Consider the following 14,347-nt stretch of genomic DNA (forward strand, 5'->3'; position numbering starts at 1 on the left):
AAGGAGAGCTTCATGGGAGTTCCGCTTCTCGATTTGAAGGCACATCACGAGCCGCTCCATAAAGAAATCATGGATGCCTTGGAGCAGGTTTTTCGGAGCCAGGCGTTCATTCTGGGGCCGGAGGTGACAAAGCTGGAAGAACGAGTGGCGACCTATTCCCAAGCTGGATACGGCATCGGAGTGTCGTCCGGGACAGATGCGCTCCTTCTCGCGCTGATGGCGATCGGGGTGGGTCATGGGGACGAAGTGATCACGACACCATACTCCTTCTTTGCGACAGCAGGAGCGGTTGCTCGCCTTGGCGCCAAACCGGTCCTCATCGACATTGACCCAAAGACATACAACATTGATCCAGCGAAGATTCGCGGCGTGATCACATCCAAGACCAAAGCCGTAATTCCGGTCCACCTCTATGGGCAATGTGCCGATATGGCGCCGATTCTCGACATCGCTCAGCGGCACAACCTGAAAGTCATCGAAGATGCGGCCCAAGCCATCGGGGCGGAATACCGCGACGGTCGGCGAGCCGGCAGCATGGGGACGGTCGGATGTCTCTCCTTTTTCCCGAGCAAGAACCTTGGATGTCTAGGAGATGGGGGGATGGTCGTGACGAATGATCCCGATCTCTCGGAGCGAATGAGAGTGCTGCGCGTTCACGGAGGAAAGCCGAAATACTACCACAAGGTGATTGGAGGCAACTTCCGGATCGATACGATCCAGGCCGCCGTGCTCAACGTGAAACTGAATTATTTGGATGAGTGGACGAGAATGCGTCAGGAGAATGCCCGACGCTATGAAACACTGTTCCAGCAGAGTGGATTAGTGCAAAAGGGAAAAGTGCGACTGCCGGTGCCTGTCTATCGAGATTCGGGCAGCAAGCACTACCACATCTACAATCAATTCGTGCTGCGGGTCGACAAACGGGACGACTTGATGGCATTCCTCAAGCAGAACGGGATCGGAACAGAAATCTATTACCCGGTTCCGTTTCATTTGCAAGAGTGTTTCCGATACCTGGGGCATAAGGAAGGAGACTTTACGGAATCGGAACATGCAGCCAAAGAAACCTTGGCCATCCCGATCTATCCCGAACTGACTGCGGCGCAGCAGGAAGAGGTTGTGGCAGCGACGAGCAAATTCTATGCGTGAAAGCAGGTTTGCGGTGTATGAATACCTGCGAGTCAAGGAGCGTTTGTCTATGCTTCTCCCACCTAGAGATTGGATCAGAACGGCTCACCATGAAAATGTCTAAAGAGGCACAAGACGGTAATCCTCCATCGGTGTTGTTGGAGTGATTAGTGGTGGACGGTGGCCTGAACCGATCCCAGACGAAGAGATCGCCCCCCGCTCCAGACGTTGATGATCAGAGTCCTGCCGCACGATTCCCATCCTTATTTCCACGAGAGCATGATGGTCCCAGTCATTCGCGGTCCGAAAGAGGCGAGGGGGTATTCTTCAACAGAAAGAGAATCGAGATCATCTGGTGCTTGGTGTTCGTCTCAATCAATAGGCTGCCATGGTCGCAATCGACGTCCGTGACGTAGTGCCGATATGAGACCTTCTGTTAAAGCATTTATTCAGGCCCGCATGTCCTCGAAGCGATATCCGGGGAAAGTACTGGCCCCGTTTCGAGAAGAACCGTTGATTCGCCACGTTGTCCGGGCAGCGGAAGCAGTGCTCCTCCGCCGCAATGTGGTGGTCGTGACGAGCACGCATGTAACGGACGATCCGCTAGCCTCCTATCTACAATCGGTTGGTGTGCAAGTATTTCGAGGCCCGCTCGACAATGTGCTGCAGCGATTTCTCCTGTGTCTGCGCGACCATCCATGTGACTGGGTGTTCCGGATCAACGGTGATAGTCCCTTGCTGTGGCCAGAGTTAATTCAGATTTTTATGCGAGAGGCTGAGCAGTTCAGCGGGGATGTCATGACGACGATCTTCCCGCGAACTTTTCCAAGGGGACAAAACTTGGAACTGATCGGCGCCCACGTCTTAAGAGAGCTTGCCGGGGAACCACTGACTTCGGAAGATTTAGAACATGTCACACCTTATGTCTATCGTCATCCCGAGCGGTACAGGATTACCAACATTGAATCTGGTGACGCGCGGCTGAGCGAAACTAGCCTAGCAGTGGATACGATCGAAGACTTCCGACGGTTGGGCGCGCTGACGACGAGTGATCTCCAGCACCTCTTGCCACCTGTTCTTTCGTCACGAGTACTCTCATGAACACCACCATGGCTGGGAACGCTAGCCGATGAACGTACCACGACAGATTCCGTTCGCCAGGCCATGGATCACAGACGAGGACAGAAAAGCCGTGATGGAAGTCCTCAATGGCCATATTCTAACCCATGGTCCCCAGTGCAAGTCGTTCGAGCAGGAATTCGCGGAATTTGTGGGTCACGGGGCTCATTGCATCTCGGTGAGTTCCTGCATGGCGGCACTCCACCTGGCTTACCTTCACTTCGGTATCGGACCGGGGGACGAAGTGATCGTGCCGGCGCAAACACATACCGCGACCGTGCACGCAGTCGAATGGGTAGGAGCCAAACCGGTGTTCGTGGACTGTGATCCACGCACGGGCAATGTCACGGCTGCGGCGGTCGCAGCCTCGGTCACGTCCAAGACGAAAGCGCTCTCAGTCGTTCACTTCGCCGGGATTCCCTGTGAGATGCCGGCAATCATGAAAATTGCCGCGGGGCGTGATCTGAAGGTGATCGAAGACTGCGCGATCGCGCTTGGGGCGCACTACGCGGGGCAGCATGTGGGGCTGTTCGGCGATGTCGGTTGTTTTTCGTTCTATCCGGTGAAGCATATGACTACGGCCGAGGGAGGGATGTTTGTGACTCGTCACGGAGCCGTAGCGCAGGCCGTCGGCCGCCTCCGCGCGTTCGGGGTCGATCGGACGCATAGTGAGCGGTCGCTGCCGGGAATGTACGACGTGCCGTCGCTGGGGCTGAACTATCGGATGAGCGAAATGCAGGCCGCCCTTGGACGTTCCCAATTGCAGCGCATGAAGATCGGGCTGGAAAAACGAGCCGCGCTGTTTGAACGGTATCGGCGGTTATTGGAGCCGATTAAGGGAGTCCGATTGATCGATTCAGTCGACCCTAAAGCCGCCTCGAGCCACTATTGCGTCAGTCTGGTATTCGAACCACCCTACGCGGTGAAGCGTGACGAGATTGTCATGCGGCTCAATGCGGCCGGAATTGGAACGAGTATTTACTATCCCCAGCCAGTTCCGAGAATGACGTTCTACAGGAAGAAGTATGGCATCGAGCCATCGAAGTACTCGATCGCCTCTCAACTCAGCGACCATTCCGTGGCACTGCCCCTGGGGATGCATGTCGAGAATGCGGATGTCGATATGATTATCGCGACCCTGGCGGAGATCTTGAAATCGCCCAGCTGACTGAAGGAGGGCAGACGTGATTGAGTTACGGGGACGAAAGATTGCCTTGATTGGTGGAGCTGGTTTTATCGGACACAACCTAGCGTTGACTCTCTCCAGATTAGGCGCCGAAGTGCACGTAGTCGATAGCCTCCAAGTTAATAATCTGGGAGCGTTTTCTAATTCGCATGATGATCAGAACAAGTCACTTTACCTGCACCTTATTAACGAACGGTTGCGACTGCTCACAGAGGCCGCAATCCCATTGCATGTGGTCGACGCCCGTGATTACCAAGTGTTATCTCGTTGCCTGAGCGACATGAAGCCAGAAACGATTGTGCAACTGGCGGCCATTGCCCATGCTAATCGAGCAAACAAGGATCCGTTCAATACCTTCGATCACAGTTTCCGGACGTTAGAGAATGCCCTGGACTGCGCGCGCGGACAGGATCGGCATTTCATTTATTTTTCATCCTCTATGGTTTATGGAAATTTCGACGGCGGCGCGGTTTCCGAAGATCAACGGTGTGAGCCGCTCGGCATCTATGGTGCTCTGAAGTACGGGGGTGAAAAATTGGTCATCGCGTATAATCAGGTATTTGGACTCTCTTACACCATTGTCCGTCCATCCGCTCTCTATGGGGAGCGTTGCGTGAGTCGGCGAGTCGGGCAGGCATTTATTGAAAATGTTTTACGTGGACTCCCGCTCAGCGTTAATGGAGATGGCGGAGACGCGCTAGATTTCACGTACATCGAGGATTTAATTCAGGGACTAGTGCTCTGCATGGTGAAGGATGAGGCTCGGAACCAAATTTTCAATCTCACATTTGGCGGATCGAGGACCCTGAAACAGATGATCGATATCGTCCGGGCCGAGTTTCCCGACGTGCCGGTCAATTACCAGCCGCGAGACAAATTGATGCCCGAGCGCGGAACCTTATCGATCGAAAAGGCCAAGCGGTTGCTTGGGTATGAACCGCAGTTCCCGCTTGAAAAGGGGTTCCGGCGCTATATCGAATGGTACAAGAAATTGGCAGAGGAACAACCCCGATTTTTCTCTCCGGCCGCGTCAAAAAATTAAGAGCACCAAAGTTTATTTATGAAGTTATTCGGAAAGGATTTGGATCACGAGGTCCTTGTGGTCGGCGAAATCGGCGTCAATCACGAGGGCGACGTCGAGGCGGCGGCCAAGTTAATTCGGCTGGCACACGAGGCCGGAGTCGATGCCGTCAAGCTTCAAAGCTATACGCCTGAACGGCTCGCCTCAACGGCTGACCCTATTCGTTTTCAGCGCGTCCGACAATTCTGCCTCGATCGAGCTGCTCATGTCCGTTTGGCTGAAGAAGCCAGGAGGCTTGGTGCGAATCTGTTCTCCGCAGCGATCACAGAGGATGTTATCCCGCTGCTCGCGGAGCTCTTTCCAGTCATCAAAGTTGCCAGCGGGGATCTGAACTTCGAACCGATCGTGCGCGGTGCTGCTGTGACAGGAAGAATCATCATTCTTTCAACAGGAAACAGTACGGTCGAAGAAATCGACCAGGCGATAGAGTGGTGCCGGTCGGAAATCGGTGAGGAGGCAATGCGCGATCATGTTGCATTGCTGCACTGCGTATCGGCTTATCCAGTCCCAATCGAACAGGCCAATCTTCTAAGCATACCGTTTCTTCGCGATCGGTACGGTTTGGTCACCGGCTATTCCAATCACGTATTGGGAACAGAAGTGGTGTTGGCGGCCGTAGCGCTTGGTGCCAGGATTATAGAAGTGCATGTGACGGACCGGCGTGAAGGTCGAGAGTTCAGGGATCATCACCTGTCTTTTGAACCAAAGGAGTTGGTGCAGCTTATCGAGAGTATCAGAAAAGTCAGCGCGAGCCTTGGTAAAGCTGAGAAACGGCCCCAGCCTGCCGAAACTGAGATTCGCACCGCTATGAGAAAAGGAGTCGTGGCTGCCCGAGACCTGCGTCCCGGGGTGCTTCTCACGAAAGACGATCTTATGTATGCCAGACCCGCGAGCGAGTTTCCCGCTGCGGAGCTTCCGCTGCTCTTGGGCCGGCGGTTGAAAGTGGCGCTTCGACGAGGCGACGTGATTCCACGTGCCGGCGTGGAGGAGGCCTGAGGTCGAAACGATGGATTGTTTGCGGGCAGGCATCATCGGCCTCGGGGTAGGCGAGCAACATGCGGAAGCACTGGCGGCGATCACGGAGTGTAAACTGGTGGCAGTTTGCGACCGGGATCAACTGAAACTGAAGCAGGTGGCGTCGCGATTTCCCGGTGTGCGGGCGGTCGACGTCGATCGTGACATTCTCGACGATCCGACGATCGATCTGGTTTGTATCGCAAGCTATGACAGCGATCATTTCTCTCAGACACTGCGCGCGTTGGAGAACGGCAAGCATGTGTTTGTAGAGAAGCCCTTCGTGATGCATGAACAGGAAGCCCGAATGGTACGAGAGGCGCTTCGGAAGAACAGGCAGCTGCGGCTATCGTCCAATTTGATTCTCCGCCGCTCGCCGCGGTTTCTGGATTTGCGACGGCGAATTCAGAACGGTGAATTGGGCCGGCTTTACCATGTGGAGGCGGGCTATAACTATGGCCGGCTCCAGAAGATTACCGAGGGATGGCGTGGGCAGTTGGACTTCTATTCCGCGGTGCATGGCGGGGGTGTCCACGTGGTGGACCTGCTGATGTGGCTTACGGGCGACCGGATCGTCGAAGTGTCGGCGGTAGGGAATGCGATTGCCAGCGAGGGGTCGGGATTCAAGAATTTTGACAATGTGGTCGCGTTGGTGCGGTTCGCGGGCGGCGCAATCGGGAAAGTCGGGGCGAACTTCGGGTGCGTCGCGCCCCATTTTCACTCGGTTGAGTTCTATGGTACCAAGGCGACATTCGTGAATGGGCGGGAGTGTGCGTGGCTCTTCACGTCGCGCGATGCGAATGTGCCTCCTGTTCGGATCGACACCGCCTACCCGGGCGTGCACAAAGGGGCGCTCATCGCTGGTTTTGCGAAAGCGATCGTCGATCGCAGCGATGCAGAGGTGACGGAAGAAGACGTATTTGCCGGTCTGTCCGTGTGTTTTGCGATCGAGCGCAGCGTGCATGTAGGGTCTCCAGTCAAGGTCGAGTATGTCTAGCGTCTCATCGAGTGTCCGACAGGTCATCACGGCAGGTGGCCTGTCGATTGTGTACGATTCATGGCTCTCCGAGGTCATGTCGCGGGAAGTCCATCGTGTGAGCGGCAAGGTCGAGGAAGAGGATGAAGCGCAGCGTGCTGTGCAGCAGATCGCTCACCTTCCCGGGTTTTCCTTCGCGCGAGTGCGAACTGATGATGTGCGGACGACTCAGATGCTTGAGCGCTGCGGGTTTCATCTTGTTGACACGGCAGTAACGTTGGAAGTTTCTGGATTGTCTGCCTCGAGTGCAGGGAGCGGTAATGTACGCCTCGCGCGTCCTGAGGATCGCAAGGCGGTTGAGGGGATTGCGCGGCGCAGTTTCACCTGTTCACGCTTTCATCTTGATCCGGCCATTCCGAAGTCGCTTGCCGACGAAATCAAAGCGCAGTGGGCGGGTAATTTCTTTCTTGGGAAGCGGGGCGACCAGATGGTTGTCGCAGAAAAGGCTGGCGAGATTGTGGGGTTCGCCCAACTTCTCAAACCTTCCGGAAACGTGCTCGTCATCGATCTCATCGCCGTGGAAAAAACTCATCGCGGGCAGGGTTTGTCAAAAGAAATGATCCGTTTTTCCTACATGTCCTGCGGGCATCCCCGGATCATGCGGGCGGGGACCCAGATCGCCAACACGGTGTCCTTAGGAGTCTACCAGGACATCGGCTTCCGTATTGTTTCGTCCGATTATGTGTTTCATCACCATCTTGTTATCGGCTAATTGCCCAGGCCGTATTCCTATGGAACCGGTGCGGAATCCGCCTCGTCGAGGAGCCTGTTGATTATGTGCGGGATTGCAGGATTTGTCGGCACGCGTCAAATTCCGGACGAAGCAGTGCAATCCTGTCTCAAGCTCATGGGGCGGCGCGGTCCTGACGCGACTGGGGTTCGGCGCTTTGCCGCGTCCGCCGGTCGTCAAGTGCTGCTCTTGCACAGCCGGCTATCGATCATTGACCTGGATTCCCGGTCGGATCAACCATTCAACATAGGGCGCCGATGGATGGCGCTGAACGGGGAACTGTACAACTACGTCGAATTGAAGGAACAGTTATCGGCCGATGGCGCCCAGTTTCGAACCAGCTCGGACACGGAGGTGTTTTTGACTGCCATCGACCGTGAAGGATGGGACACCCTTGACCGGGCAGAGGGCATGTGGGCTCTGGCGGTCTACGACGAAGCCGACGGTAGCCTCACCCTTTGTCGGGACCGCTTCGGCGAAAAGCCGTTGTACATCGTGCGTGCGCCGGAAGGGATCTATTTCGGTTCCGAGCCGAAGTTTCTGTTCGAGTTAATGAGCCGTCGGCTTCCGGTGAACCGGGAGCATCTCTGCCGATATCTCGTCAACGGCTATAAGTCGATCTACAAGACCAAGGAAAGTTTCTTTCAAGGGTTGCAGGAGTTGCCGCCTGCGGGTCTGTTGCAGGTGGACCGACATGGACATGAGACGGAGACGTGCTACTGGATGCCGAATTATCGGCCGCAGGAATCCATGACCTATGAGGAGGCTGTAGCGGGTGTACGGGAACGGCTGATTCGGTCCCTGCGGCTTCGCTTACGAAGCGATGTGCCGTTGGCGTTTCTCATGAGCGGCGGGGTGGACTCGAACACCCTTATCAGTATTGCCAAGCGCATGTGCGATTACGATGTGCACGGGTTCACGATCATGAATACCGACGAGCGCTATGACGAGCGCGAGGTCGTCGAACAATCGGTCCGAGAACTCGGCCTCCGTCATACGCCGGTGTCGATTACACAAGACCGTTTCCTAGAACGATTGCGCGAACTGGTTCGCTACCACGACGCTCCGGTTTTCACGATCACCTATTACGTGCAATGGCTGCTCATGCGGCAGGTCCACAGCCATGGGTACAAGATTTCCGTCAGCGGCACAGGTGCGGATGAGTTGTTCACCGGATACTATGACCACCACCTCATGCATTTGGCGGAGATCAAGGGGACTGCGCGTTATCACGCGACGGTCGAGGCTTGGCGACGGTACGTTCAACCGGAGGTACGCAACCCGTTTCTCAGCAATCCGGACCTGTTCGTCGAAGATCCGGAGTTCCGCGACCATATTTTCCTCAACAACGAGGGATTCGCCGCTTATTTGACCAGACCGTTTCTAGAGCCGTTCACCGAAGAACGCTATACAACGTCGTTGCTGCGTAATCGCATGCTCAACGAGATGTTTCATGAGGCCGTGCGCGTTATTCTGCACGAAGACGATCTCAACGCGATGTACTACTCCATTGAGAACCGCTCCCCCTTCCTCGATCGTGAACTCTTCGAGTTCTGTTACTCCATTCCGACAGTGCATCTTATCCGCGACGGGTTCAATAAAATTGTGCTGCGCGATGCGGTCCGTGGGATTGCACCGAATTGCGTGTTGGATCAACGAAAGAAGGTAGGTTTCAATGCGCCCGTGCTGTCTTTCCTGGATACCGGCGATCCCGCAATTCGTGCTCAATTGCTGGAGGACAGTCCTGTATTTGATCTCATTCGACGCGACAAGATCGGCGACTTGCTGACGAAGCGCGATCTACCAAACAGTGAAAGTAAATTTCTGTTTTATTTCGTGAACACCAAAGCCTTTCTCGAAGAGTTCGCGGCATGACACTCTCGGTCCGGCAGGATGAGGGACACACGACCAGCGCTGCGTCGGCGCCGTTGCGGTACTGCAGATCCTGTGTTCTTCCCAACACACGGCCGAATCTGGCCCTGGATGGGGAAGGGATCTGCAACGCTTGCTTGGTGCACCGGACGAAGCCGACGATCGATTGGAGTGCCCGCCAACAGGATTTCCGCAAACTGGCGGACAGGGTCAAGACGAGATCGAATGGATACGATTGCCTCATTCCGGTGAGCGGGGGCAAGGACAGCACCTGGCAAGTCGTGAAATGCCTGGAGTATGGTCTGACGCCGCTGGCGGTCACCTGGAAGACACCGGCACGCACGCGCATAGGACAAAGCAATCTCGAGAACCTTGTGAGGCTGGGCGTCGATCATATCGACTACCAAATCAATCCAAAAGTCGAAAGCCGCTTTATGCTGAAAGCGTTGGAGCGGTTTGGCAGTACGGCTATTCCCATGCATTTGGCTCTGTTCAATATTCCACTTACGATCGCCGTCAAATTCAAGATTCCATTGGTTGTTTGGGGGGAGAACTCTGCGTTTGAATACGGCAGTGTCAACGAGAGCCACACCGGGTTCAAGCTTGACGGGGCCTGGTATAAGACGTACGGGGTAACCCATGGAACTACGGCGGCGGATTGGGTCGGAGATGGATTGACAGCGAAAGAACTGGTCGCGTATTTCGGGCCGGATCCAGACGAACTGGAAGCCTGCGGTGTCCACGCGATATTTCTCGGATATTACTTTCCATGGGATCCCGTCACGAGTCTGCAGGTTGCTCGTGCTCATGGTTTCCAGTCAGATCCAGGCGGTGCCCGCACTGGCTACTATGATTATGCGGACATCGACGACGACTTCATCTCCATTCATCACTGGTTGAAATGGTATAAGTTCGGCTTCACCAGGCTATTCGATAATCTCTCGCTGGAGATACGCAACGGACGTATGACCCGCGAGTGCGCGATTGAAATCATCCGGAAGACCGCCGATCAAATTCCCGCGCAGGACATTGAAAAGTTTTGTGCTTTCACAGGCATCACGCGCGAGCGGTTTTTTGGAATCTGCGAAAGATTCAGAAATCATGCGATATGGCAACGTCGTCCGGACGGGTCATGGTATATCCCAGGTTTCCTGATCCCGGACTGGAGGTGGTCGTGAAGTTCCTGCCGAAAAATCCTCCACGACGGTTTACCGTGGGTAATAGCGTAAAGTTTGACATGAAAGACTGTGGAACCCTCGCGCTGACTCCGGACGAACAGATTACATTGGTGACCGACAATGGTGCTGAGTATGACGTGGCGCGCAAAGACTGGGGCTTCTATGCCACGCCGTCGTTAAACGGGCGGCTGGAGCAATTCGGATTGCGCGCGGTGCTGATTAAGAATCGTGGGACAGGACGCTACTTTGTTCTGTTGGTCGAACGAGGACATGAACCATCATTCGACGCGTACTGCGACCAGGAGAATCTGGCCGTGATCTCCTGGCTCGACAACACACAAGTCCTCGATGCGCTAGCGGAAAAGATCGGTCCCTAACGTATGGGACGTCCCACGATTCAGTGTCCCTGTGACCGCCGGTTCGATGAACCTGCATTCAAATATGATGCACCACCCGCTGGTGAAACCCGATTTGAGCTGGGGGGGCAGGCGTATTGCCGCGCCTACTTTCGTTGTGGATTATGCGGCCACTGGTACTCCGATCATAAAATGGACCTGACCAATCTCTACGACGGCGCCTATGCCGAAAGTACCTATGGGCACCGAATGCGTCAGACATTCGATCGTATTCTGGCGCTGCCGGAAGAAAAGTCTGATAACGCCGGACGAGTGGCCAGGATTCTTTCCTTCGCCCGGTCTTTTTTCCCCCACGGGAAAAAGCCCCGGCTCCTGGATGTCGGGTCGGGGTTGGGAGTGTTTCCCTATCGTATGAAAGAGGCCGGTTGGAAGTGTACCGCTTTGGACCCCGATCCGCGCGCAGCGGCTCATGCTAAGGAATTAGTCGGTGTACAGGCTGTGGCGGGAGATTTTCTCTCGATAGGGCCCGATCAACTGGGTGCATTTGACGTCATCACATTCAACAAGGTGCTCGAACACGTGGAAGACCCGGTTGTCATGCTGTTGAAAGCGTCGCGCCATCTGAACCCGGGCGGGTTTGTCTATGTGGAAGTCCCCGACGCGGAGGCGGCCGCAGTCGAAGGGCCTGAACGCGAGGAGTTTTTCATCGAGCATAATCATGTCTTCAGTCCGAGCTCCTTGGCGATGATGATTGTGCGTGCGGGATTCCGAGTCGTAGCACTCGAACGGTTGCGCGAACCGAGTACGAAGTACACGATACGTGCTTTTTTGCAGGCCCCGCTGCCAGAGATTCCTCAAAAATGAAGCTCCGCCATATTGCCTACGCGATACCGGATCGGCGAGTGGAAAGCGCGGTCATCTCACAGTGGACCGGGCTTGATTTGCAGTTCCTAACGGAAAAGATCGGTATCGAGTCTCGCCGGTTTCTTGGTCGCGAGGAGCAACCGATCGATTTGGCTCATGCGGCGTGCCGAAATCTGTTGTCCGAGTGTCATGAGCTGGATCTTGCCAGAATCGGCCTTTTGGTCGTGGTCACTCAGAATCCCGATTATAAGATCCCGCATTCCTCTGCGCTTCTTCACCATGCGCTTGGCTTAGGGAAGACTGTCGCCTGCTTCGATTTAAACTTGGGCTGTTCCGGCTTTGTATACGGCCTATCAGTTGTGAAGAGCCTCATGCTGGCAGAATCTTTGACGGACGCGCTTCTCGTGACCTGCGATCCCTATTCTCGGATCATCGGAAGAATGGATCGGGATACCGTGGCTCTATTCGGCGATGCGGCGACCGCAAGTTGGCTCTCAGCTGAAGCCGGAGGTGATTTGGGGAAACCGGATTTTGGTACCAATGGAGCCGGTGCAGAAAATTTGATGGTCAAACTGGGTGGGAGCGCGTATCCCGTTATGTCGATCGATGGTGAAGCGAAGGAGGCGGGTTCCGCAGAAGGATATCGGCTCCACATGAATGGGCGCGGAATTCTTGAGTTCATGATGCAGGAGGTGCCGCGGACAGTGTCACGCTGCCTGAAAAAGAACGGCCTCGAGCTATCGGACATAGACTCTTTTGTGTTTCATCAGGCGAGCCAGTATTTACTCCAGCAGTTGCGAAAGAAACTAGGGCTTGCTCCGGAAAAGGTTCCCTGCAACATTAGGGATGTTGGCAACACGGTGTCTTCTTCCATTCCTCTTCTTCTGGCACAGTTGCAAACCAAGGAAGGTTTGGCCGGAAAACGGATATTGGTGTGTGGGTTCGGCGTCGGACTGTCCTGGGCGACCAACGTCATCCAATATTGAAGGAGACTCATGAATCAACAGCAAGCTCTCGAAGCTATTCATGCCGCGTTGAGAAAAACTTTGGATCGAGCGGATATTTCTGTGACGATAGAAACTGATCTTGTGGAAGAGAAGATTGTCGATTCGTTAGACGGCATGATGTTTCTTCTCGAGCTTTCCGGTGTGACAGATAAGAAATTTCCCGAGAGCGATCTGGTAAAACTTGGATTTTTCAGGGTCAGAAAACTGGTCGAGTTTCTAACGGACTCTATCGGATAAAGGGCTCGGTGCTGTTCGGCTTCAAACAGGCGCAAATATGAAAAAGTTGGAGAAGGGGGAGTTGATCCAAGCCCTGCGAGCGGCTGGAATAGCGCGCGGCGACGTCGTTCATGTGCAGAGCGATCTATTACGTATAGGGCCCGTCAATTGCGGACCGGGTCGGGAGGCGCCTCTCTGTTTTTATCTTGAGGCGTTTCAAGAATTGCTTGGGACTGAAGGAACGTTAACGACCTGTACGGCCTTCGAAGACTACGGCCGTTACGGAACGCCTTTCGTTAGGGAAGAATCCCCCTCTCGTTTAGGAGCGTTCAGCGAATATATTCGAACTCGACCAGGGGCTGTTCGCTCGATGCATCCGATCGTGTCGGTGACGGCTGTAGGTCGTCGGGCGACTGAACTCTGCGGGGGGCATCATTTCGATGGGTTCGGATATGCATCTCCATGGGGGCGCCTTCATCAATTAAATGCGTGGATTCTTACGCTAGGGATGGATTCCATGGGCGGAGGCACCACCTTTTTCCATTATGTGGAAAAGCTCTATGGTGTTCCCTACCAGTATACGAAACTGTTCCCCTATGAAGTTTATTCGAATGGTCGACTCGTCGAAGGCCCCTTCACTATGTCGGTGCGGTACTTAGACTATGGAATCGTCAATACACCGGTGCGGGTCAAGAAACGCATGGTGGATTTGGGGGAAGCTAAAGAGGTAAGAACCGGCTATGTATCGAGCTGGTGTGCCAGGACTCACGCTATCGTTGCTCGTATGATGCAAATGTTCGATGAGAACAGATGGGTGATGCTCCAGGAGCCGCCCAAGTTCCGCCCTGGGGAAATCCCCATGGACGGAGTCACCGGAGATATGCGGGTATATTACGACAAGTCTGCAGCCGGAAGGCACGATGAACCACTCCCACCCGGTTGACGTCGTCGCCGAACTCACGCTCCCCTTTCTGGGGAATCGAACCTACCTGCATGGGACCACTCTCTTCGAATCGATGCGCAGTCATCTGTCGTCGGATGGCCCGATAACATTCAAGATCGCCCGCAGGATAGAAAGTAATCGGGTGAGAATCAGTCTTGTGACTGATTTGGTCCAGCAGAAGGACGAGTGGGCAGCGTCTCTTGTATTTCGTTCGGCGAAGGGGCCACAAATTCTTGTCGCACAGCCGTTGGAACTTCTCCCTCCGATTGAGAGACAGGCCTACGATGAGTCGGTGATAATAAGTAGGGCGACAGGTGGGAAAAACGAGTTGTGGTTTGAAGGGCCTTCTCCGTTCACCCTTATCGCCACACTCATTCCCATGTTCAAAGTATTGCTCAAGCGGGAGCATCCGATGAATGTGCCTGGCCAGTGGATGTTTACGCGCTTGGATTTAGAAGGCCACCCAGAGAAGCAGGGACGACTGGGCTTGCGACTCGACGCTGTTCTGGGAAGTGTTTTAGCCAGAAGTGTAATCCTGCGAGATCACGTTTCATGCGGGCATCTCTACTATTCATGGGTGGCTTGAGTGCAGGCTGACGAACATGATCACAATAGAG

The 14,347-nt window shown here is 54.7% G+C and carries 15 protein-coding genes; all 15 read left to right on the plus strand.

Features of this window, described 5'->3' with window-relative positions; translation table 11 throughout:
• The first annotated feature begins 12 nt into the window (after positions 1-12).
• The 15 genes from VEI50_03950 (at position 13) to VEI50_04020 (ending at position 14,316) form a co-directional block, all read left to right on the plus strand.
• Positions 13-1,149: a DegT/DnrJ/EryC1/StrS family aminotransferase gene (locus VEI50_03950; GenBank protein ID HXX74255.1), complete on the plus strand. Its 1,137-nt coding sequence runs from the start codon at positions 13-15 to the stop codon at positions 1,147-1,149.
• Between the two features lie 402 nt (positions 1,150-1,551).
• Positions 1,552-2,229: an NTP transferase domain-containing protein gene (locus tag VEI50_03955; protein HXX74256.1), complete on the plus strand. Its 678-nt coding sequence runs from the start codon at positions 1,552-1,554 to the stop codon at positions 2,227-2,229.
• A 28-nt stretch (positions 2,230-2,257) separates the two neighbouring features.
• Entirely contained in the window at positions 2,258-3,415 is a 1,158-nt protein-coding gene (locus VEI50_03960) for a DegT/DnrJ/EryC1/StrS family aminotransferase (protein HXX74257.1), read from the plus strand.
• Between the two features lie 16 nt (positions 3,416-3,431).
• Positions 3,432-4,475 carry an NAD(P)-dependent oxidoreductase gene (locus VEI50_03965; protein ID HXX74258.1) on the plus strand — a complete coding sequence of 348 codons (1,044 nt, stop codon included), beginning with the start codon at positions 3,432-3,434 and terminating at the stop codon, positions 4,473-4,475.
• Positions 4,476-4,493: 18 nt separating this feature from the next.
• The gene (locus tag VEI50_03970) at positions 4,494-5,510 is read left to right on the plus strand and encodes an N-acetylneuraminate synthase family protein (protein ID HXX74259.1); all 1,017 of its coding nucleotides are present in this window, start codon (positions 4,494-4,496) and stop codon (positions 5,508-5,510) included.
• A 10-nt stretch (positions 5,511-5,520) separates the two neighbouring features.
• Positions 5,521-6,525, plus strand: a complete 1,005-nt coding sequence (locus tag VEI50_03975) for a Gfo/Idh/MocA family oxidoreductase (protein ID HXX74260.1) — start codon at positions 5,521-5,523, stop codon at positions 6,523-6,525.
• Positions 6,518-7,276: a GNAT family N-acetyltransferase gene (locus VEI50_03980; protein ID HXX74261.1), complete on the plus strand. Its 759-nt coding sequence runs from the start codon at positions 6,518-6,520 to the stop codon at positions 7,274-7,276. The genes VEI50_03975 and VEI50_03980 overlap by 8 nt, the downstream gene beginning before the upstream one ends.
• 63 nt (positions 7,277-7,339) lie before the next feature.
• A complete protein-coding gene (gene asnB, locus VEI50_03985) occupies positions 7,340-9,169 on the plus strand; it encodes an asparagine synthase (glutamine-hydrolyzing) (GenBank protein HXX74262.1) in 1,830 nt (609 codons plus the stop codon).
• Positions 9,166-10,344 carry an N-acetyl sugar amidotransferase gene (locus tag VEI50_03990; GenBank protein ID HXX74263.1) on the plus strand — a complete coding sequence of 393 codons (1,179 nt, stop codon included), beginning with the start codon at positions 9,166-9,168 and terminating at the stop codon, positions 10,342-10,344. The genes asnB and VEI50_03990 overlap by 4 nt, the downstream gene beginning before the upstream one ends.
• Complete coding sequence (locus VEI50_03995) at positions 10,341-10,721, plus strand: hypothetical protein (GenBank protein HXX74264.1); 381 nt, start codon at positions 10,341-10,343, stop codon at positions 10,719-10,721. Before VEI50_03990 ends, VEI50_03995 begins: the two co-directional genes overlap by 4 nt.
• Positions 10,722-10,724: 3 nt before the next feature.
• Positions 10,725-11,564 carry a class I SAM-dependent methyltransferase gene (locus tag VEI50_04000; GenBank protein HXX74265.1) on the plus strand — a complete coding sequence of 280 codons (840 nt, stop codon included), beginning with the start codon at positions 10,725-10,727 and terminating at the stop codon, positions 11,562-11,564.
• On the plus strand, positions 11,561-12,550 hold the full coding sequence (locus VEI50_04005; protein HXX74266.1) for a ketoacyl-ACP synthase III: 990 nt from the start codon (positions 11,561-11,563) through the stop codon (positions 12,548-12,550). The genes VEI50_04000 and VEI50_04005 overlap by 4 nt, the downstream gene beginning before the upstream one ends.
• Positions 12,551-12,559: 9 nt before the next feature.
• Positions 12,560-12,808 (plus strand): hypothetical protein, encoded by a 249-nt coding sequence (locus VEI50_04010; protein HXX74267.1) that lies wholly within the window; start codon positions 12,560-12,562, stop codon positions 12,806-12,808.
• Between the two features lie 37 nt (positions 12,809-12,845).
• On the plus strand, positions 12,846-13,730 hold the full coding sequence (locus VEI50_04015; protein HXX74268.1) for an AAC(3) family N-acetyltransferase: 885 nt from the start codon (positions 12,846-12,848) through the stop codon (positions 13,728-13,730).
• Complete coding sequence (locus tag VEI50_04020) at positions 13,708-14,316, plus strand: hypothetical protein (GenBank protein HXX74269.1); 609 nt, start codon at positions 13,708-13,710, stop codon at positions 14,314-14,316. Before VEI50_04015 ends, VEI50_04020 begins: the two co-directional genes overlap by 23 nt.
• Positions 14,317-14,347: the final 31 nt, after the last annotated feature.

It is taken from the genome of Nitrospiraceae bacterium (assembly GCA_035623075.1).
In the GTDB taxonomy this organism is placed as follows: Bacteria; Nitrospirota; Nitrospiria; order Nitrospirales; family Nitrospiraceae; genus DASPUC01.